Origin of the sequence: Desulfovibrio sp. (assembly GCF_009712225.1) — a bacterium.
Taxonomy (GTDB): domain Bacteria; phylum Desulfobacterota; class Desulfovibrionia; order Desulfovibrionales; family Desulfovibrionaceae; genus Desulfovibrio.
The window spans coordinates 184850-204246 of sequence record NZ_WASP01000006.1; the positions used below are offsets into that span (position 1 = coordinate 184850).

At 60.4% G+C, this 19397-nt stretch carries 18 protein-coding genes; 10 read left to right on the forward strand and 8 right to left on the reverse strand.

Going from position 1 to position 19397, the window contains the following annotated elements; genetic code table 11:
- The first annotated feature begins 99 nt into the window (after positions 1–99).
- Entirely contained in the window at positions 100–1140 is a 1041-nt protein-coding gene (locus tag F8N36_RS06220; protein WP_291331939.1) for a polysaccharide deacetylase family protein, read from the forward strand.
- A 36-nt stretch (positions 1141–1176) separates the two neighbouring features.
- Entirely contained in the window at positions 1177–1821 is a 645-nt protein-coding gene (locus F8N36_RS06225) for an HAD-IA family hydrolase (RefSeq protein WP_291331940.1), read from the forward strand.
- Between the two features lie 107 nt (positions 1822–1928).
- Here the strand turns inward: F8N36_RS06225 and F8N36_RS06230 are convergent, their stop codons facing one another.
- Genes F8N36_RS06230 through F8N36_RS06245 form a run of 4 tightly spaced genes read right to left on the reverse strand, consistent with a single transcriptional unit; the run spans position 1929 to position 5784 of the window.
- Positions 1929–3152, reverse strand: coding sequence for an aspartate kinase (locus F8N36_RS06230; RefSeq protein WP_291331941.1), 1224 nt, complete (start codon positions 3150–3152; stop codon positions 1929–1931).
- A 57-nt stretch (positions 3153–3209) separates the two neighbouring features.
- Complete coding sequence (gene tsaE / locus F8N36_RS06235; RefSeq protein WP_291331942.1) at positions 3210–3701, reverse strand: tRNA (adenosine(37)-N6)-threonylcarbamoyltransferase complex ATPase subunit type 1 TsaE; 492 nt, start codon at positions 3699–3701, stop codon at positions 3210–3212.
- Entirely contained in the window at positions 3689–5410 is a 1722-nt protein-coding gene (locus tag F8N36_RS06240) for an NAD(P)H-hydrate dehydratase (protein ID WP_291331943.1), read from the reverse strand. The genes tsaE and F8N36_RS06240 overlap by 13 nt, the downstream gene beginning before the upstream one ends.
- 2 nt (positions 5411–5412) lie before the next feature.
- The gene (locus tag F8N36_RS06245; protein ID WP_291331944.1) at positions 5413–5784 is read right to left on the reverse strand and encodes a holo-[acyl-carrier-protein] synthase; all 372 of its coding nucleotides are present in this window, start codon (positions 5782–5784) and stop codon (positions 5413–5415) included.
- Positions 5785–5949: 165 nt separating this feature from the next.
- On the opposite strand from F8N36_RS06245, the gene F8N36_RS06250 reads away from it, so the two are divergent.
- Positions 5950–7284: a UDP-glucose/GDP-mannose dehydrogenase family protein gene (locus F8N36_RS06250; protein WP_291331945.1), complete on the forward strand. Its 1335-nt coding sequence runs from the start codon at positions 5950–5952 to the stop codon at positions 7282–7284.
- 137 nt (positions 7285–7421) lie between these two features.
- On the opposite strand, the gene ychF is transcribed toward F8N36_RS06250, so the two are convergent.
- From ychF to F8N36_RS06270, 4 genes are all read right to left on the reverse strand, one after another.
- Positions 7422–8522: a redox-regulated ATPase YchF gene (gene ychF / locus F8N36_RS06255; RefSeq protein ID WP_291331946.1), complete on the reverse strand. Its 1101-nt coding sequence runs from the start codon at positions 8520–8522 to the stop codon at positions 7422–7424.
- A 230-nt stretch (positions 8523–8752) separates the two neighbouring features.
- Positions 8753–9361: a FlgO family outer membrane protein gene (locus tag F8N36_RS06260; protein WP_291331947.1), complete on the reverse strand. Its 609-nt coding sequence runs from the start codon at positions 9359–9361 to the stop codon at positions 8753–8755.
- Positions 9362–9369: 8 nt separating this feature from the next.
- On the reverse strand, positions 9370–9720 hold the full coding sequence (locus F8N36_RS06265; protein WP_291331948.1) for a hypothetical protein: 351 nt from the start codon (positions 9718–9720) through the stop codon (positions 9370–9372).
- A gap of 13 nt (positions 9721–9733) precedes the next feature.
- Positions 9734–10396: a FlgO family outer membrane protein gene (locus tag F8N36_RS06270; RefSeq protein WP_291331949.1), complete on the reverse strand. Its 663-nt coding sequence runs from the start codon at positions 10394–10396 to the stop codon at positions 9734–9736.
- 497 nt (positions 10397–10893) lie between these two features.
- Between F8N36_RS06270 and ispG the strand changes: the two genes are divergently transcribed.
- From ispG to dxs, 7 genes are all read left to right on the forward strand, one after another.
- Positions 10894–11967: a flavodoxin-dependent (E)-4-hydroxy-3-methylbut-2-enyl-diphosphate synthase gene (ispG, locus tag F8N36_RS06275; RefSeq protein ID WP_291331950.1), complete on the forward strand. Its 1074-nt coding sequence runs from the start codon at positions 10894–10896 to the stop codon at positions 11965–11967.
- Positions 11967–13697, forward strand: coding sequence for a proline--tRNA ligase (locus tag F8N36_RS06280; RefSeq protein WP_291331951.1), 1731 nt, complete (start codon positions 11967–11969; stop codon positions 13695–13697). The genes ispG and F8N36_RS06280 overlap by 1 nt, the downstream gene beginning before the upstream one ends.
- 181 nt (positions 13698–13878) lie before the next feature.
- Positions 13879–15390: an exodeoxyribonuclease VII large subunit gene (gene xseA, locus F8N36_RS06285; protein ID WP_291331952.1), complete on the forward strand. Its 1512-nt coding sequence runs from the start codon at positions 13879–13881 to the stop codon at positions 15388–15390.
- Positions 15390–16325, forward strand: coding sequence for a M23 family metallopeptidase (locus F8N36_RS06290; RefSeq protein ID WP_291331953.1), 936 nt, complete (start codon positions 15390–15392; stop codon positions 16323–16325). The genes xseA and F8N36_RS06290 overlap by 1 nt, the downstream gene beginning before the upstream one ends.
- Positions 16322–16582 carry an exodeoxyribonuclease VII small subunit gene (xseB, locus tag F8N36_RS06295; protein WP_291331954.1) on the forward strand — a complete coding sequence of 87 codons (261 nt, stop codon included), beginning with the start codon at positions 16322–16324 and terminating at the stop codon, positions 16580–16582. The genes F8N36_RS06290 and xseB overlap by 4 nt, the downstream gene beginning before the upstream one ends.
- Positions 16583–16585: 3 nt before the next feature.
- A complete protein-coding gene (locus F8N36_RS06300; protein WP_291331955.1) occupies positions 16586–17479 on the forward strand; it encodes a polyprenyl synthetase family protein in 894 nt (297 codons plus the stop codon).
- A 1-nt stretch (position 17480) separates the two neighbouring features.
- A complete protein-coding gene (dxs, locus tag F8N36_RS06305) occupies positions 17481–19385 on the forward strand; it encodes a 1-deoxy-D-xylulose-5-phosphate synthase (protein WP_291331956.1) in 1905 nt (634 codons plus the stop codon).
- Positions 19386–19397: the final 12 nt, after the last annotated feature.

Genomic DNA, 19397 nt, shown 5'->3' on the forward strand with positions numbered 1-19397 from the left:
GTTACTGTGATAGCGCAGCTTATCGTGTTTTGTGAATTGGCAATAATTATTAATTTGCATAAAACCACTGGAGCCGCAGCGGCGGCGCAGGAGGTAATCATGGTTCTGCTATCTATGCGTAAGGGAAGCAGGGGGCGTATGTGCGCCCTGTGGGCAACGGTGCTGTGCCTGTGGGTGGTGATGCAGGCAGCGGCATGCGCGCAGGAGGTGGCCCCCGCCAGCAGTGGCGCGGCCTCCTGGCTGCCCGACGCGCAGGACGCCCGCAAGGCCCTGCCCAACAATTCCACACCCCCTTCGAGGCGCGAACCGGCCACTATGCTGGCCCCCCTCCCATCCGCTGATGTGGGCACCATTCGCCGGGTTACCATTGCCGACGGAGCCAAGGTGGTTGCCCTTACTTTTGACATGTGCGAGCTGGATACAGTCACCACTGGCTGCGATATGGAAATTTTGGGCTTTTTGCGGACCGAGCGCATACCCGCCACGCTCTTTATGGGCGGCAAATGGATGCGCACCCATGCCCGCAGGGTGATGCAGATCATGGGCGAGCCCCAGTTTGAAATCGCCAACCACGCATGGTCGCACGGCAATTTTGCCCTGCTTTCGCCCGCTGGCCTGCGTGCCCAGGTTTTGTGGACGCAGGCGCAGTATGAGCTGCTGCGCGAGCAGGTGCAGAGCGAAGCCAGGGCACAGGGGCGCCCTGAACCAGCCATTGCGCCCGTGCCAACATTGTTTCGCCTTCCTTACGGGCGTTGCAACGATCAGGCCCTGCAGGCGCTGGCGAACCTTGGCATGCAGGTTGTGCAGTGGGATGTGGTGGCAGAATCAGGCGCGGACAATACCAGGCCCGAACACGCGCGCCATGAGGCCCATCTGGTTGCCTCGCAGGTACGGCCCGGTTCCATTTTGCTGCTCCATGCCAATCTGGTTCCCAAGGGCTCGGCCCAACTGCTGCGCGATACCGTGGCAGAGCTGCGCGCCAAGGGCTACAGCTTTGTAACGGCAAGCACCCTGCTGGGCATGGGCAAGCCGCAGCACACCATGAACGGGTACTTTACCTCGCCGGGCGACAACAAGGCCCTGGACGGCCAGTTTGGCATCGACGGCACGGGGCGGCGCACGCCCTTTAACGGCAATTAGCCCGCAATCCGCTGTTACGCGCAAGGATTACCACCCGTGAAGCAATATCTTTTTTTTGACCTCGACGGTACGGTTACCGATTCCAAAACAGGCATCATCCGTTCCGTGCAGCACGCGCTGGCGCATTTTAACGTGAGCCGCGCAGACGAAGACCTGCTGTACTTTATTGGCCCGCCCCTGCGTGATTCGTTTGGCAAAATATTTGACGGCGACACCGCCAAGGCAGAGCTGGCCGTAAAAAAATACAGGGAATACTACACTGTTACAGGTATTTTTGAAAATGCCCTGTATGATGGCATTGCCGACCTGCTGGCCGCCCTGCGCGGCGCTGGCCGCGTTGTATCGCTGGCTACCTCAAAGCCTGAGCCTTTTGCCTTGCGTATTCTTGAGCATTTTGGCATTGCCGGCCTGTTTGACCACGTGGCAGGGGCGGAGCTCACTGGCCCGCGCAACAGCAAGTCGTCTGTGCTGCGGCACGCCTGCGGTCTGTGCGATGTTGACGATATGCAGCAATGCCTGATGGTGGGCGACAGAAAGTACGACGTGCTGGGCGCGCATGCCGTGGGAATGTCCTGCGCCGGTGTGCTCTACGGCTACGGTTCGCGCCGCGAGTTGGAAGAAGCCGGGGCGGAGTGCCTGTGCGACGACGTGCCCTCGCTGCGGCGCATGCTGCTGGCCTGAACCTGTAAATGCGGGCATGCCCCGCGCGGTCTGAATAACCCGTAAAAAAAGCTCCCCGCGTTTGCGGGGAGCTTTTTAATGCTCAGCGAGCGCTGGCAGGGGGCCGGTTAGCCCAGATCCCAGTCCAGACCAAAGGTGTCGTGCAGGATGCGCACGGCAAGCTCAACGTATTTTTCCTGAATCAGGATGGTGATCTTGATTTCAGAGGTGCTGATCATGAGGATATTGATGCCTTCCTGGGTCAGCGCGGCAAAAGCGCGCGCGGCAACGCCAGAGTGGTTGCGCATGCCCACGCCGATGGCGGAGACCTTGGCCACGCTCACGTCGTGCAGCACTTCGCGGGCGCCTGTCTTCTTGGCCACTTCTTCCATCATCTCGAGGGTCTGCTTGAGCTCCTTGCGTGAGACGGTGAAGGTCATGTCGGTGTGGCCATCCTGGCTGGTATTCTGCACGATCATGTCGACCAGAATGCCCTTTTCGGAGAGGGGGCCAAAAACCGCCGCAGCCGTGCCTGGCACGTCGGGAAGGTCGCGCAGGGTCACGCGGGCCTGGTCTTTGTCATAGGCAATGCCGGAGACGAGTACGGCTTCCATGGTGGAGTCCTCCTGGGTGACAAGCGTGCCGGGATCACTGCTGAACGTAGAGCGCACGCGCACGGGAACCTTGTATTTTTTGGCAAATTCTACAGAGCGTATGTGCAGTACCTTGGCCCCCATGCTTGCCATTTCAAGCATTTCCTCATAGGCAACGCGGTCCATCTTGCGGGCCGTGGAGCAGATGTTGGGGTCGGTGGTGTAGACGCCGTCAACGTCGGTGTAAATGTCGCATTCCACAGAGCCCAGAGCCGCAGCCAGGGCCACCGCAGAGGTGTCCGAGCCGCCACGGCCAAGGGTGGTGATGCGCCCGTCTTCGGTGCAGCCCTGAAAGCCAGCTACCACGAGAACATCATATTCCTTGAGGTGCTTGCGTAGCGAGTTGCTGTCGATGGAGCGGATGCGCGCACGACCAAAGTCGTTGTCTGTGGTGATGGGAATCTGCCAGCCGAGCAGCGAACGGGCGCGAATGCCCGCATCTTTCAGCAGCATGGTAAACAGGCTGATGGAAACCTGTTCGCCAGTGGAAACGAGAGAATCGACTTCCGCGCGGTCAGGCGTAGAAGACCATTCATCAGCAAGGGCAAGCAGCTTGTTGGTGTCGCCAGCCCGCGCCGAAAGCACCGCAATGACCTTATACCCCTGGGCAAGGCCTTCCAGCACTTTTTCACGCACCTGCTTCATGCACTCCAGCTTGGCAACGGAAGTGCCGCCAAATTTCTGGACCAGAATTTTCATGCCTGTATCCATTGTCCTCAATCCTTGATGGGTACAACAGGTCAGCCCGCGCCCATGCTAGTCGTGGGCAGAACTGTCCACAGGCCAGTTTTGGCGCAGGTGGCGCAAAAGCCCGTCGGCAACGGGGCCGTGAGCTTGCAGCGTCAGTAGGCGACTTTCTTCGCACGGTTGCAAGGATATGTCCAGATAATCTTGCGGCATTTCCGCCTTTGGCAGGTACTCGGACCATTCCAGAATGGAAAAAATTTGTGGCTTGTCGAGCCCCTCGGCAATCTCGTCGGGCAGGCTGCCGGGGCTGCGGTACAGGTCGCAGTGCATGACCGGCGGGGTGGTGGGGTAGTAGTTGCACAAGGTAAACGAGGGGCTGGCCACCTCGGCCTGATCGCCTCCGGGTAGAGCCTCGACCAGCGCGCGGGTGAGCGTGGTTTTGCCGCTTCCAAGAGGGCCGCGCAACAACAATGCCGCAACGCCGCAAAGGGTTACCGCCTGGGCCAGCAGGCGGCCAAAGCGCTCGGTTTCAGAAAGGTCGTGGAGGGTTATCTGGGCCATGGCAATATGTCGTCCTTGGGGTCACGGGTAACTGTGGGGGCGGTATAATCTGCGGCAAAGCCGCAAGCGTAAGCGCTCTGTGTCCGGGGCAGGGCATCGGCCACGGCAGAGGGGGTGTTGCCCCTGAGGGGCCATTGCTCTGCAAGGCTCTTGCCCGCCAGCACGTGCAGGGCTACGGCCTGGCCTGCCAATATGTGCGCTGGTTGCAAGATTTCTGTTGCGGTGCTGTTGCTGTGTGCTGTTGTGTTGTTGTGTGGCTGCGCAGTCACATCCTGCATCCGCATTGCGGGCAGCATGCGGGCCAGCAGGCCGCCGGTGCATCCTGCCAGTACATCGCCCGAGCCTCCCACCGCAAGCTGCGGCACATCGTAGGGGCAAATCAGGGTGGGCGCTTGCGACTGTCCCACGAGGCTTGCGGCTCCCTTGAGAACAACAACGGCACGGCACAGGCCGCATAACCGGGCAAGCGAGCCCTGCCTGTCTGCCTGAATTTCTGCGGCGGTGCAGCCCAGCAGGGCAGCAGCCTCGCCGGGGTGCGGCGTAAGAACATCGTTTTTGCCTACCCGGCCGAGCAGGTCTGGCCGTCCGGCCAGCAACACCAGCGCATCGGCGTCAAAAACTGTTGGCGGCCTGTAGGGCAGGCGCAGCAAAGCAGCAATAAAGTCTGACGCATCTTTTCTCCGGCCCATGCCGGGGCCAACCACCAGCGCGGAGCAACGCGCAAGCAGCTCTGTCAGTCCCTCGGGCAGGGTCGCGGGCCATTGGCGCTCAGTATCGCCCAACGGCAGGGTCATTATTTCCGGCCAGCCATTCTTGATATCTGCAATGCCCGCGCCGGGCGCAGCTGCGGTCACAAGGCCAGCGCCTGCGCGCAGGGCGGCACGGGCCGCAAGGTGAGCTGCTCCGCCAAGGCCGGGCGCGCCGCCAAGAATCAGCACATGGCCGTATGAATTTTTGAAGCCGTCGGGCAAAATGTGGGCCAGCGGGCTTAAACAGCGGCCATCAAGGGCGTAAAAGGAGCAGGGGGCCTTGCGCTGCACAGCCAGCGGTATACCTATGACCCGCACGTGCAGTGCGCCTGTATAGGCGCGGGCGTGAGGCAGCACCAGTCCGGGTTTGGCGGCGGCAAAACTGACCGTGGCGTTGGCCCGTATGGCTTCCGGCATGGCAAGGCCCGTGCGGCCATCAAGACCGGAGGGAATGTCGAGCGCCAGCACAAAGGGCTGGTTGGGCAGGGCATTGACCTCGCGCACAAGCTCCAGCGCATCGGGGCGCAGTGTGCCGCAAAATCCCGTACCCAGCAGGCCATCAACTATAATGTGTGGCAGGGGCGTACGGCGGAAAACAGAGAGGCGGCAGCGCTCAAATACAACCCCCGCAGCCCGTGCAATGCGCACATGCTTGCCGCTTGCTCCCTTGCAGGCAGAGAGGGGCCGCGTGTGCAGTACAAGCGGGTGCGCCCCCGCATCCAGCAGATGACGCGCAAGGCAGGCCGCATCGCCGCCGTTGTTGCCGCTGCCCATGAGCAGCCAGACACGCAGCCCGGCAAGTTCTGGCCGGCAAACCCGCAATACATCAAGCGCCGCGCGGGCGGCGTTTTCCATCAGCAGTTCTTCGGGCAGGCCAAGGGCCATGGCACCGGCATCCCACTGGCGCATTTCTTCCGGCAGGGGCAAAGGGGGAAAAAGATCGTAAAAAAGCCTTGGCATTGTTATGCCTCCAGCACCACAACCGCCACTGCGGCACTGCGGTCATGGCTTATGGAAATGTGGGCCGCGCGCATGCCCATGGCTTCGGCGCGCTGGCGGGCAGGGCCATGCAAACGCAATAGTGGTTGCCCTGCGGGACCGCGTAGAATTTCCACGTCCAGTAGTCCTAGGCCGTCGCTAAAGCCCGTTCCAAGAGCCTTGACTGTTGCTTCCTTGGCGGCAAACCGACCCGCAATGTAGGCAATAGGACTCTCCGGCAGGTTTTTCTGCTCCTCTTCGGTGAGGATTTTTTGCAATAACCGTACGCCAAACCTGTCATAACTGGCTTTTATGCGTGCCAGTTCCGTAATGTCGGTTCCAAGGCCAATGATCATACAGTTGTCCACCAGGCGCAGTACGGGTGCTATGCACTGCAAGTTGGGCTGTTGCCCATTAAAAGAAAAAAGAGTATTGCTTTGCTTTCAACCTAAACTATTCTGACCCGTTCCCCGCCGAAACGTCAAGGCGTAGGCTGTGGGAGCGAACGGAGAAATTTTGTTATGAAGTTGTGCATCATCGGAACGGGTTATGTTGGCCTGGTAAGCGCCGCTTGCTTTGCTGAAATGGGCAATACCGTGACCTGCGTGGACGTTAACCCCGCTGTGGTCGAAAAGCTCAACGCCGGTTCCGTGCATATTTTTGAGCCTGGGCTCGAACCCATGGTGCGCCACAGCCGCGCAGATGGTCGCCTTACCTTCACCACCCGTCTTGAAGAAGGCATTGCCAATGCCGACTGCGCCTTTATCTGCGTGGGCACGCCGCCCCAGCCCGACGGCTCGTGCGACCTGAGCTACGTGCGTCAGGTTGCGGGCGAAATTGGCCGCCATATGCAGAAAGACCTTGTGGTTGTTGACAAATCCACCGTGCCCGTGGGTACCGCCGACGAAGTGCGCGCCCTGATCGACAAGGAACTGGCCGCCCGTGGCGTTTCCTATCAGGTGGACGTTGTTTCCAACCCCGAATTTCTCAAGGAAGGCGACGCCATCTCCGACTTCATGAAGCCCGACCGCGTTGTGCTTGGTACGGATTCGGAACATGCCGCATCCCTGATGCGCGAACTGTATTCGCCCTTTGCCCGCACCCGCGACAAGATCATCGTCATGGGCGTGCGCAGTGCAGAAATGACAAAGTACGCTGCCAACTGCATGCTGGCTACCAAGATTTCGTTTATCAACGAAATCGCCACCATCTGCGAAAAGGTTGGCGCCGACGTGCGTGACGTGCGTACCGGCATTGGCTCTGACACGCGCATTGGCTACCAGTTCATCTACCCCGGCGTGGGCTACGGCGGTTCTTGCTTCCCCAAGGACGTGAAGGCGCTTATCCACACTGCTGAAAAGGCTGGCGTGGAACCCAAGCTGCTCAACGCCGTGGAAGACGTCAACGCCCGCCAGAAAAAGCACATGGCTGGCCGTATCAAGGAATACTTTGCTCCCCAGGGCGGCGTGAAGGGCAAAACCCTTGCGCTGTGGGGGCTGGCATTCAAGGCCAATACCGACGACATGCGCGAAGCCGCTTCCATCAGCATTGTCAACGAGCTCACCGCCGCTGGCATGAAGGTTCGCGCCTTTGACCCGGTTGCCGCCGAAAATGCCTGCGAGATCTTCAAGGGCAACCCGCTGGTGGAAATAGTGGACAGCCAGTACGGCGCTTGCGAAGGCGCTCAAGGCCTGCTGGTGGTTACGGAATGGAACCAGTTCCGCAACCCCGACTTTGACAAGATCAAGAGCCTGCTGACGGCCCCCCTGCTGTTTGACGGACGCAACCTGTACTCGCCCAGCTTTATGGCGCAGCGCGGTTTTGCGTACTTCTGCATTGGCCGCCGAGCCGACTAAAAAATCAGACGGGCAGGCAGCTGCCTGACGTTCAGATGTCAAAAACCGCCCGGAGCATCAGCTCTGGGCGGCTTTTTGTCATAAAAAGGGGCTCTGTTCCTGCCGGAACAGAGCCCCCTGAAACAATGTGGCGATGCCTAGACGTTGAACAGAAAGTGCATGACGTCACCGTCATTGACCACATATTCCTTGCCTTCCACGCGCAGCACGCCGTCAGCGCGGCAGGCGGCTTCACTTTCGTGGCTCATGTAGTCGTCGTACGAAATCACTTCGGCCCGGATAAAGCCGCGTTCAAAATCGGTATGGATAACGCCAGCGGCCTGCGGTGCCTTCCAGCCCTTGTGGATTGTCCAGGCGCGCACTTCGTCCGTGCCAGCGGTAAAGTAGCTGCACAGGCCAAGCGTGGCGTAGCCCGTGTGGATGATGCGCACAAGGCCGCTTTCGTCAATGCCGTAAGAGGTCAGCAGTTCGTCCTGTTCTTCTTCGGGCAGACCCTGCAGTTCTTCCTCAAGCTTGGCGCAGATGCGCGCAAAGCCCGCCTGGCGTTCCTTTGCAAAGGCTTCGAGCGTGGCAGAAAAATTGTTGCCCTCGGCCACGGCGGCCTCATCCACGTTGGCGCAGTAGATCACGGGCTTGGCAGTAAGCAGCCCAAGCTCGCGCCAGGTGGTCAGAAACAGTTCGTTTTCAGGCAGGCTGAAGCCTCGGGCGGGCTTGCCGTCATTGAGCTGGGACAGCAGGCTCTGCATGATGTCGGCGGCAGCCTTGGCGTTCTTGTCGCATTTGGCAAGCTTCAGCAGCTTGTCCAGACGCTTTTCAACGCTTTGCAGGTCGGCCAGCAGCAGTTCGGTTTCAATGGTGTCCACATCGCGCAGGGGGTCGACACCGCCGTCCACGTGGGTGATGTTTTCGTCCTCAAAGCAGCGCACCACATGCACAATGGCCGCGCATTCGCGGATATTGCCCAAAAACTGGTTGCCGAGCCCTTCACCCTTGCTGGCCCCGCGCACAAGACCGGCGATGTCGATAAAATCGACGCTGGCGTAGATGGTCTTTTTGGGCTTGGCCTTGGCGGTCAGGGCGTCCACCCTTTTGTCCGGCACAGCCACGGTGGCCTTGTTGGGCTCGATGGTGCAGAAGGGGTAGTTGGCGGCCTGAGCGTTCTGGGCCTTGGTCAGGGCGTTGAACAGGGTGGATTTGCCTACATTGGGCAGGCCCACAATACCAATACTGAGCGACATGTTGTCTCCTTGCGGTACGCAAAAAGGCGTATAGCCCGCAGTGGGCGGCGTGCCCGCGCGGGTTTGGCCGCCAATAACATCAGCGGCCCGGGTTCAGGAATCAGCTACGGTTTGCCCTTGCGGGCAAGACGGAATTTGGGGAACCGGCGTTGCCCAAAAGGCAACCCGCGCCGTCAAAGCAGACAGGCGCGGGCATGTTATAGACGCAAAGCGCGTATGAGGCAAGATGACTACTGCAGGCGGGTACTCACCGAGGGGGCGAGGCCATCGCCTGCGCGGGGTTCGCGCACCAGTGGCCGCAGGTCATCTGTGATGGGTACGGTGGCCGTGCCCATGGCCAGCACCTCGTTACTGGTGGTGTGGATGAGCCGGATGCTGAAGCGTACCTGCTCGCCCGTGGCAATATACGTACCTGCCAGTATTGCCTGGCTTGTGCCGCTCGAGCTCGCAAGCTGGCGCACGTCGCGCGTAAGAATAAATTCACCCTTCAGCTTGTCAAAACGGATGTCGCGCCCCTTGCGCAGTTCCTGAAAGCGGTAGCCCTCGTTGATGAGCCAGCGGCTGATTTCTTCGGTCATCTGGCGGGCCAGGGGCGAGGCTTCGTCCAGATTGTTGATGTTCACCGGGGTCGTGCCCATAATCATGATGCGCGCGCGGGCCAGCGATTCGCGGTCTTTGCGGCTCATTTCAGAGTTGTCGCCCGCAAAGCGCATCATCAGCTGTTCGTCCAGCTGCTTGGCAATGCTCACGGCTGCGCGGGGCACGTTGCCAGCTGCCGCCGCAGTGAGCGGAAAAAGCAGGGCCGCAAGCACAAGAGTGATAATAAAAAAGCGGTTCATGGCAATCCTTAGCGCATGGTGCGCAAAAGCAGTTCAACGCCGTTCAGTTCCCTTTTGATGATGGAGAGGGTCTGATCGTCTGCACAGATGGAGAGGGCCTGAAGGTAGCGCTGCCGCGCCAGTTCATAGCGCCCCTGCTCGCGAAAATAACGGGCCTGCCCCAGATAGGCCAGGCTGTGCTCGTTTGCTTCAGAAAGATAGTTGGCCCTTTCCTTTGCCTCGCGTTTGGCCTGGGCGTCAGACTGCCCATTGCTGTACGACGACATGCCGTCGGCCAGCGCAGCAGCTGGCAGGGCGAGTGGCAGGGCAAAGGAAGCCGTAAGACAGAGTGCGCAAATGCTGTTCAACGATTTTTTCATGGCAATTCCGGCATTACCGGCGTTGTTTGATTACAAGCGTGCCGCTGCTGATGCTGCTGGCAGGCGTATAGAGCGAAGTGGGGGCCGGTTTGGCGGTTGAGCTGTTTTCGGCGGTCTTGACCGGTGGCGGCGGGGGATCTGCCTGCGTCATGCGCTGCACAATGGGCGTGTTGACGAGCACAAGCTGGCCCGTGCGCATCACCAGACCATCGCTGGCGCGCACCAGGCGGGCGTTGATAAAGGTTGCGTCCTTGTCCACATAGTAGGTTCCTACAACCAGGGCGGCCCATTTTTGTCCGTTGGTCGAAACCATCTGGTTGGCCGCAAGGGCAAGGTCGTCGCGTCCGCCCTGCACGTTGATGGTTCCGTTAAGTCTGTATTCACGCGTGGGAAAACCCCGCTGGTTGAATTCGTAAAACAGCGATTCGGCCATGAGCCTGCCCATGGGCGAGCTTTGCGATGTGTTGTTCTGGTTCACAAAAGCCGTGGGCATGGCCACAAAGCCCTGAATGGCGTCGTTGGGCATGGTGGCAAGCATCTGTTCGGCCAGTTCGCGGCTTTTGAGCTTGAACTCAACGGCGTCGGTATAGCCGGGCGAAAGGGCCGAAGGGCCGCTCTTGCTGCAACCGGCAAACAGCGGCAGCAACAGTGAGCATAATATGAGAAGACGCGGCATAATGTGCATATAAACCCCGGTAGTGTTCTGAAAACAGTCCGCGCGGCGCGGCCATGTTGTGCGGCCTGCCTGCCCTGACCGTTGCCGGAATAGCCAGCAACAGCCAGAAATACGGGGCCGTTCTTTATGGATACTTATCGTCGTAATGGCCGCAAACTTGAGTGCAGGGGGAAAAAACGTCTGCACGCAGGCCTTTGCAAAAAAACTTTGCAAGACACGTTCCAGAATATTTTTTCGTAATATTTTCCTACCTGCTGCCTGGCGGAGGTGTCGGCGTGATGGCGGGACTGTGCGGGGCAGTTACCGGGGCGGAATAATTGCAGTGTTATCAGGGGTATTGTGCGCGGACGAGGGAATAAAATTGCCTGCGGTGGCATGCTCCGCTGGCTGCGGCGTGCCGGGCACACTTGGCTTGCCGGGCGAAATAGCATACAAGAATCGTTTACGGCACACTGCGGCTTTTGGCTGTGGTTGCACCATGTTTCTGAGAGGCAAGCATGCACAAGCGCACAACCCGCGCCATCAGTCTGGGCGGGCTTTCCATTGGCGGCGGCGCACCTGTGATGGTGCAGAGCATGACCAATACCGATACCCGCGATGCCGAGGCCACACTGGCCCAGATAGCGCGGCTTGAAGCACGCGGCTGCGAGGCCGTGCGCGTGGCCGTGCCCGATGAAGCGGCAGTTGCAGCCCTGCCCGCCATTCGCGCCGGTACGCGTCTGCCGCTTATTGCGGATATCCATTTTGACTACCGCCTTGCCGTGGCCTCGCTGGAGGCTGGCCTTGAGGGCCTGCGCATCAACCCCGGCAACATTGGCCCAAGAGAGCATGTTGACCGCGTGGTGGATGCCGCCAAGGCCCACGGGGCGGTTATCCGCGTGGGGGTCAATTCCGGCTCGGTCGAAAAGCGCCTGCTTCAGCAGTACGGCGGCCCCTGCCCCGAGGCGCTGGTCGAAAGCGCGCTGGGCCACGTGCGCATGCTTGAGGACCGTGGATTTTACGACACAAAAATTTCGCTCAAGTCTTCATCGGTGCTCGATACCATCGCCTCGTACCGCAAGCTTGCCGAGGTGTGCGACTACCCCCTGCACATCGGCGTGACCGAGGCCGGGGGGCTCATGCGCGGTACGGTCAAATCTGCTGTGGGGCTTGGTATTCTGCTGCACGAGGGCATTGGCGACACCATGCGCGTTTCGCTCACCGCCGACCCGGCGGAAGAAGTAACCGTGGCGTGGGAAATTCTGCGTGCTCTTGGCCTGCGTTCGCGAGGGCCGGAAATCATATCGTGCCCCACTTGCGGACGCACAGAGATTGACCTGTTTTCGCTTGCGCGCGCGGTAGAAGACCGCCTTGCGACCTCCAAGGCCGACATCAAGGTGGCGGTCATGGGGTGCGTGGTCAACGGCCCGGGCGAGGCCCGCGAGGCCGACCTGGGCGTTGCTGGCGGGCGCGACAAGGGCATCATATTTCGCAAGGGCGAGGTCATCCGCTCGGTCAAAGGGCAGGAAGCCCTGCTGGCGGCTTTTATGGAAGAACTGCAACAACTGCTCAACGAAAAGGAATCACAGTAATGCGTTTCAGCAACTGCTATATTCCCACCCTCAAGGAATCCCCGGCCGATGCCGAAGTGATCAGCCACAAGCTTCTGCTGCGTGCCGGCATGGTGCGCAGGCTTACTTCGGGCATGTACACGTATCTGCCGCTGGGCCTTCGGGTGCTTGAAAAAATAAGCCGCGTCGTGCGCGAAGAAATGGCCGTCGCCAACTTTGAAGAACTGCTCATGCCCATGGTGCAGCCCGCAGACCTGTGGAAAGAATCGGGCCGCTGGGAACACTACGGCAAGGAACTGCTGCGTTTCAAGGATCGCAACGAACGTGAATACTGCCTTGGCCCCACGCACGAAGAAGTCATCACCGACCTCGTACGCGGCGAAGTGCGCTCTTACCGTCAGCTGCCCGTGCGTCTGTACCAGATCCAGACCAAGTTCCGCGACGAAATCCGCCCCCGTTTCGGCCTCATGCGCGGGCGCGAATTTATCATGAAGGACGGCTATTCCTTTGACGCCAACGAAGACGGCGCGCAGCAGAACTACTGGGCCTGCCACGCGGCCTACAAGCGTATTTTCCAGCGTCTTGGCCTCAAGTTTCGCCCTGTGGAGGCTGATTCCGGCTCCATCGGTGGCAATTTTTCGCACGAATTCATGGTGCTGGCCGATACGGGTGAAGACACCATTGCCTTCTGCCACAGCTGCGACTACGCGGCCAACGTGGAACGCGCCGAGGTTGCCTGGAACGGCCAGCCCTGCACGCAGGCCTGTGCCCCGGCTGAAAAGGTAGCCACACCCAACGCGCATACGGTGGAAGAAGTGGCAGCCCTGCTTGGCGTTGCCGCATCTGCTGTGGTTAAAACCATGCTCTTTAAGGTGGACGGCAAGGCCGTGGCTGTGCTTGTGCGCGGCGACCGCGAAGTAAACGACATCAAGCTCAAGAACCTGCTCAACGCGCAGGACGTGGTGATGGCCGACGCCGCCACCGTGCAGGAAATCACCAAGGCTCCCGTGGGCTTTGCCGGGCCTGTGGGGCTTGAAATTCCCGTTTACGCCGATGCCGAGCTGCAGGCGGGTACAGATTATGTGGTGGGTGCCAATGCTGGCGATGCCCATCTTGTTCATGTTGACCTTAACCGCGATGCCAAGGTGGCAGCATGGGCCGATCTGCGCGCCATCACCCCCGAAGACAAGTGCCCCCGTTGCGGTGGTCATATTGAGCTTACGCGCGGTATCGAAGTGGGCCACGTGTTCATGCTGGGCCGCAAGTACAGCGACGCCATGCACGCCGCTTTTCTTGACGAAAACGGCAAGGAACAGATCATGATTATGGGCTGTTACGGCATCGGTGTTTCGCGCGTGGCGGCTGCCGCCATTGAGCAGAACAACGACGAACACGGCATAGTGTTTCCCCCGCCAATGGCCCCCTACGACTGCATTTTGCTGAACCTTGACCCGCGCAACGACGAGGTCAACGCCAAGGTCGAGCAGATATACGCCATGCTCAAGGATATGGGCGTGGATGTGCTGATGGACGACCGCGACGAACGCCCCGGTGTCAAGTTCAAGGACGCGGATTTACTGGGTATTCCCATGCAGCTCGTGGTGGGCGGCAAGGGCCTGGCCAAGGGCATTGTGGAATGCAAGGATCGCCGTAGCGGCGAAAAGGGCGAGCTGCCTGCCGATGCCATGGCCGAAGCCTTTTCGGCCTGGGCCGCCAGGGTTCGCGAGGGCTGGGCACAGCAGCAGGGCTAGGCCACGCTGCATCAGATTGTACCGTCATAAAACCGCGTCAGGGGTGGGGCGTGGGGCAATGCCCATGCACACACCGGGCGAGGGTTTGTCATAGGTTGAGGTAACGTAAAAGGGGCGCTGTCAGTGCCCCTTTTACAACAAAAGAGCCTCTTTTCAGATACAGGGCCGCAAGCGGAGTACCATGCAGGAAGCCATACTGTCTGTCCGTGAGCTCACGGAGCAGCTGCGCAAAACTCTTGAGGGGCGTTTTCCCTTTGTGTGGGTGCGGGGCGAGGTGACAAACCTTACCAGGCCCGGCTCTGGGCACGTCTATTTTACCATCAAGGATGCGGATGCCCAGCTGCAGTGCGTGTGGTTCCGGCACATGCAGCGGCAGACCAGCCAGGGGTTTGACCCGTTGACGGGCGAGGTTTTTGACGCGCCACGTCCATCACCGCTGGAGCTTTTGCGCAACGGGCTTGATGTGCTGTGCGCTGGACGCATTACCCTGTACGCCCCGCGCGGGCAGTACCAGCTGGCGGTAGAGCTTTTGCAGCCTGCGGGTGAGGGGCTGCTGGCACAGGCCTTTGAGGCCAGCAAGCGCAAACTGGCGGCACTGGGATATTTCATCCACGAGCGCAAGCGGCCCCTGCCGCAGGATCCGCAGCGTGTGGCCCTCATAACGTCGCCTACTGGCGCGGCCATTCACGATTTCATGGAACTGGCTGCCAGCCGTGGCAGTGGGGCGCGAATCCGTCTGTTCCCGGTACTGGTGCAGGGAGCAGAGGCGGCCCCAAGCATTGTGCGGGCCGTGCAGGAGGCCAACGCGCAGGGCTGGGCGCAGGTTATTGTGCTGGTTCGCGGTGGTGGTTCGCTTGAAGATCTGTGGGCCTTTAACGAAGAAGCCGTGGCCGAGGCCGTTTTTCAGTCGCGCCTTCCGGTGCTGGCAGGCATTGGACATGAGGTGGACGTTACACTTGCCGACATGACCGCAGACCTGCGCGCGGCAACGCCCTCGCACGCGGCCCAGCTGCTCTGGCCCGCACGGGCAGAGCTGGTGCAGAAAGTTGACGAGGCCGAGGCCGCCCTTGTGCGCGCCATGCGGCAGCGGCTTGAAGCGACAGGGCAGAACCTTGCGCAGTACGAGAGCGCCCTGCGCTGGTTTTCGCCCATGCGGCATCAGGCGCGCCTTGCGGAACAGCTGGATAGCCTGCACCTGCGCCTGCACAGGGCTACCCGGCAGTGGCTTGATACTGCCCATGCCCGGAGTGAAAGACTTGCCCAGGCGCTGCAAAGTGCCTTTAGCCCCACGCGGCTGGATATGCTGGAGAGCAGGGTAGATGGGCTTTCGGCCAATCTGGCTGCGGCCATGCCGCGTATGCTGGCCGCGCAGGAACAGCAGCACCTTGCCGCCCACAGTCGTCTGCATGCGGCAGGGCAGGAAATGATCGCCCGCGCAGGGCGCGAGCTGGATAAACTGGAAATTTCGCTTGCGGCGGCCAATCCGCTTGCGCCTCTCAGCCGTGGCTATGCCCTTGTGCACGGTGCGGATGGCGGGCTGCTGCGCTCGGTAAATGCGGCCCCTGCGGGCAGCGCCATTACGGTGCGGCTGGCAGACGGCAGTCTGGCTGCCGTGGTCAGCAATGTACTGCCGGAAGCTGCGGCAGATGCCGTAGCTGGGCCGAAAGCAGAAAAACAAGGACGGAAGAGCTGATGTCCGCGCGTATGACCAAATTCGTGCGCCTTGTGCTGGCGCTGCTGACGTTGCATGTGTTTTTTGCCGGGGTTGCCGCGCTGGCGGCTCCCCCGCTTGTGCTGGACGCTCCGGAAACCGTGGCGCGTGGTGATGCTTTTCCCGCTTTGGCGGTGAGTGAGGCTCCCACAAAAGCATTTACCTTCTACTGGCTGGGTAAAGCCTACGAGGCCCGCGCAGAGCAGGTAAACACCAGTGCCGCAGCTGGCTCCGCCCCGCGCTGGCAGGCTGTGATGCTGCTGCCCGTGCCTCTGGAAGAAAAAGAAGCCGCCCGCGACCTCTCCGTATCTGTTGGCGGTGGCAAGGAAGCCCCCCGCACTGCCCACCGGATTGCCTTTTTTGACAAGGACCGCCCGGTGCAAAAGCTGAACGTGGACAAAAAATTTGTGGATCCGCCAGCGGATGAAATGGCGCGCATCAAGGCCGACAGGGAGCTTGTGCGTCAGGCGCTGGCTCAGCGTCTGCCCGAACGCCAGTGGGTTTTGCCTTTTGTACGGCCAGTGCCCAGCGATGTGTCAAGTTTTTACGGCCTCAAGCGCGTATTCAACGGGCAGCCCCGCGGCGTGCACAAGGGGCTTGACCTGCGCGGCCAGCAGGGACAGCAGGTGATTGCCTGCGCCGACGGGCAGGTGGTGCTTACGGGGAATTTGTACTTCTCTGGTAATGTAGTGTACATCAATCACGGCGAAGGGGTGTTTACCGCGTATCTGCACCTTTCTGAAATACTGGTGCAAAATGGCGATCGGGTGCGCAAGGGGCAGGTTGTGGGGCTCGTAGGGGCCACAGGCCGTGTTACCGGGCCGCATCTGCATCTGTCGCTTCTGGTTCAGGGCGAATCGGTTGATCCGCAGCCCTTTCTGACCACCGGCAACGCCGCTAAGGAAAAAAATCCATGAGCGCCAAGACAGACAATACCTTTGAAAAAAAGATGGCCCGACTTCAGGAAATAGTAGCGGCGCTGGAAAGCGGCGATCTGCCTCTTGAAAAGGGCATGGCACTGTATAAGGAAGGAGCGGCCTGCTCACGCTACTGCCGCGAGCAGCTTGAAAAAGCCCGGCACGAGCTTGAAATCTGGCAGGATGGTCAGGCTCGTCCGCTTCAGTCACGCCCTGTGACCGAAGGCGGGTTGAATGCAGAAGAGGAGGCGGAATAGGCGATGATGAGCGTTGCTGACATGAAGGCCCTGCTGCGCGCGCGGGGCAAGGACGTGGAAGCCTATCTGGCCACCTGTCTTGACGGTCGCGATATACCCCGGAGGCTCAAGGATTCCATGCTTTACAGCCTGCAGGCCGGGGGCAAGCGCTTGCGGCCTGTTTTGTGCCTGAGCACTGCCGCCCTGTGCGGTCTTTCGCCGCAGCGCAGCATGCCCTTTGCTGCCGCCATCGAGATGATTCATACCTATTCGCTTGTTCACGATGATCTGCCTGCCATGGACGACGATGATCTGCGCCGTGGCAAGCCCTCGAACCACAAGGCTTTTGACGAGGCCACGGCAATTCTTGCTGGCGATGGTCTGCTTACCGATGCCTTTATGGTCATGTGCCGCACCCCCGAAGCCCCCGACCGCGTGCTTGAAGCCGTATCCACACTTGCGCTGGCGACGGGGTCTTCGGGCATGGTGGGCGGTCAGGAATGGGACATGATCTACACGGGGGCGTCCTCCATTACGCTTGAGCAGATGCGCACCGTGCATGCCATGAAAACCGGGGCGCTGCTGCGGGCATCGTGCCTGTGCGGGGCCATACTTGCCGGGGCAGAACAGCCCGCCCGCGAGGCCATTTCTGCCTACGGCGCGGCGCTTGGCGTGGCCTTCCAGATTGCAGACGATATTCTTGATGTGGTCTCGGACACGGCAACCCTGGGCAAACCCGCTGGCAGCGACGAAGAGCAGGGCAAGAGCACCTATCCCGCCTTGCTGGGGCTTGAAAAAAGCCGCGAGCTGGCGCGCGAACAGGCACAGGCCGCGCAGAACGCACTGGCCGCTTTTGACGGGCAGGAAGCGGATTTTCTGCGGGCATTGGCCGACTACACGGTAACCAGGGCGGCCTGATATGGATACGAAAGAGCACGACAGTTTACTGGACGGTATTGAAAGCCCCGCCCAGCTGAACAAATTTTCGGACGCGCAACTGACCCAGCTTGCTGGCGAGGTGCGCAGCCGCATCATTGATACGGTTTCGCGTACCGGCGGGCATCTTGCGCCTTCTCTGGGTGTGGTGGAGCTGACACTTGCCCTGCTTTCCACGTTCAACGTTGAGCACGACAAGCTGATCTGGGACGTGGGCCATCAGGCCTATGCCTACAAGATGCTTACGGGGCGCGCCAAAAATTTTCATACCCTGCGCACGTTTGGCGGTATTTCCGGCTTTCCGCGCATGGAAGAAAGCCCCTTTGACCATTTTGGCGTGGGGCATTCCTCCACGTCTATTTCCGCGGCTCTGGGCATGGCTCTGGCGCGAGATCTTTCCTGTCTCAAGCACCATGTGCTTGCCGTGATAGGCGACGGATCGCTCACTGCGGGCGAGGCCTTTGAAGGGCTGAATCTTGCCGGCCACATGGGGCGGCGGCTCATTGTGGTGCTCAACGACAATGAGATGTCCATTTCGCCCAACGTGGGCGCGCTTTCGCTGTTTCTCAGCCGCACTCTTTCGCAGCGCTGGGTGCGGCAGACCCGAAAGGAAGTGCTCAATTTTCTGCGCTCCATTCCACGAATCGGGCAAAAGCTGGCTGTCTATGCCATGCGCGGCGAGTGGAGCTTCAAGTCGTTTTTTACTCCGGGCATGCTGTTTGAGGCCTTTCGCTTCAACTATATCGGCCCGGTGGACGGTCACGACATCACAAGCCTGCGCCGTCATCTCGAAATGGCCGCTGCCATCGAGGACGGCCCGGTGCTGCTGCACGTGCGTACGCAAAAGGGCAAGGGCTACGGCCCGGCGGAAAAAAATCCCACACTGTACCACGGCATTGGCCTGTTCACGCCAGAAACCGGGCAGCCTGTGGCTTCTACGGCCAAGCTGCCTTCATTCACCACGGTGTTCAGCAACACGCTTACCGAGCTTGCCGAGCACAATGACAAGATCATTGCCATTACGGCGGCCATGCCCGAGGGCACAGGTACGGACAAGTTCCGGGCGCGTTTTCCCGACCGTTTTGTGGATGTGGGCATCTGCGAACAGCACGCCGTGACCTTTGCAGCAGGGCTTGCCAGTCAGGGCTATCGCCCTGCGCTGGCGGTGTATTCCACATTTTTGCAGCGTTCGTACGATCAGGTTGTGCACGACGTGTGTCTGCAAAACCTGCCGGTCACCTTCTGCATAGACCGCGCGGGCCTTGTGGGCGAAGACGGTGCCACCCACCACGGCGCGTTTGATATTGCCTACCTGCGGCATATTCCCAACATTGCCATGCTGGCCCCGCGCAACGAAAACCTGCTGCGGCACAGCCTGCACACGGCCTTGAGCCATCCCGGCCCCTGTGCCCTGCGTTATCCGCGCGGCAGCGCCTTTGGCGTGCCCTCGGACGGAGCACCCCGGCTGCTGACCCCCGGCAGGGGTGAGATACTGCAACAGGGCGAAGGCCTGGCGGTGATCGCCGTGGGCAACCGTGCCCACCCCGCGCTGGAAGCGGCTGCGGTTGTGGAGCAGCAGACCGGCATCAGGCCTCTGGTGTTTGACCCCGTATGGCTCAAGCCCCTGCCAGAAGAGCAGCTGGCCGAAATCGCAAACCGTTTTGACCGCATTCTGATTGTGGAAGAAGGCGTACTGGCCGGTGGCTTTTCGTCTGCAGTGCTTGAATTCTGGAATGATCGTGGCCTCATGCGCGGGCAGTGCATCAAGCGCCTTGGCCTGCCCGACCACTTTGTGGAGCACGGCAGTCAGCTACGCCTGCGCGAGCTTGTGGGCCTGCGCACCAACAACATTGCCGATGCCATGCTGGAACTGGCGGGTAAAAAATAGCCCAGTCTGGAC

Coding starts and splice junctions, on each gene's coding strand:
- F8N36_RS06220 (WP_291331939.1), top strand. CDS start 100: ATGGTTCTGCTATCTATGCGTAAGGGAAGCAGGGGGCGTATGTGCGCC.
- F8N36_RS06230 (WP_291331941.1), bottom strand. CDS start 3,152: ATGAAAATTCTGGTCCAGAAATTTGGCGGCACTTCCGTTGCCAAGCTG.
- tsaE (WP_291331942.1), bottom strand. CDS start 3,701: ATGGCCCAGATAACCCTCCACGACCTTTCTGAAACCGAGCGCTTTGGC.
- F8N36_RS06240 (WP_291331943.1), bottom strand. CDS start 5,410: ATGCCAAGGCTTTTTTACGATCTTTTTCCCCCTTTGCCCCTGCCGGAA.
- F8N36_RS06245 (WP_291331944.1), bottom strand. CDS start 5,784: ATGATCATTGGCCTTGGAACCGACATTACGGAACTGGCACGCATAAAA.
- F8N36_RS06250 (WP_291331945.1), top strand. CDS start 5,950: ATGAAGTTGTGCATCATCGGAACGGGTTATGTTGGCCTGGTAAGCGCC.
- ychF (WP_291331946.1), bottom strand. CDS start 8,522: ATGTCGCTCAGTATTGGTATTGTGGGCCTGCCCAATGTAGGCAAATCC.
- F8N36_RS06260 (WP_291331947.1), bottom strand. CDS start 9,361: ATGAACCGCTTTTTTATTATCACTCTTGTGCTTGCGGCCCTGCTTTTT.
- F8N36_RS06265 (WP_291331948.1), bottom strand. CDS start 9,720: ATGAAAAAATCGTTGAACAGCATTTGCGCACTCTGTCTTACGGCTTCC.
- F8N36_RS06270 (WP_291331949.1), bottom strand. CDS start 10,396: ATGCCGCGTCTTCTCATATTATGCTCACTGTTGCTGCCGCTGTTTGCC.
- ispG (WP_291331950.1), top strand. CDS start 10,894: ATGCACAAGCGCACAACCCGCGCCATCAGTCTGGGCGGGCTTTCCATT.
- F8N36_RS06280 (WP_291331951.1), top strand. CDS start 11,967: ATGCGTTTCAGCAACTGCTATATTCCCACCCTCAAGGAATCCCCGGCC.
- xseA (WP_291331952.1), top strand. CDS start 13,879: ATGCAGGAAGCCATACTGTCTGTCCGTGAGCTCACGGAGCAGCTGCGC.
- F8N36_RS06290 (WP_291331953.1), top strand. CDS start 15,390: ATGTCCGCGCGTATGACCAAATTCGTGCGCCTTGTGCTGGCGCTGCTG.
- xseB (WP_291331954.1), top strand. CDS start 16,322: ATGAGCGCCAAGACAGACAATACCTTTGAAAAAAAGATGGCCCGACTT.
- F8N36_RS06300 (WP_291331955.1), top strand. CDS start 16,586: ATGATGAGCGTTGCTGACATGAAGGCCCTGCTGCGCGCGCGGGGCAAG.
- dxs (WP_291331956.1), top strand. CDS start 17,481: ATGGATACGAAAGAGCACGACAGTTTACTGGACGGTATTGAAAGCCCC.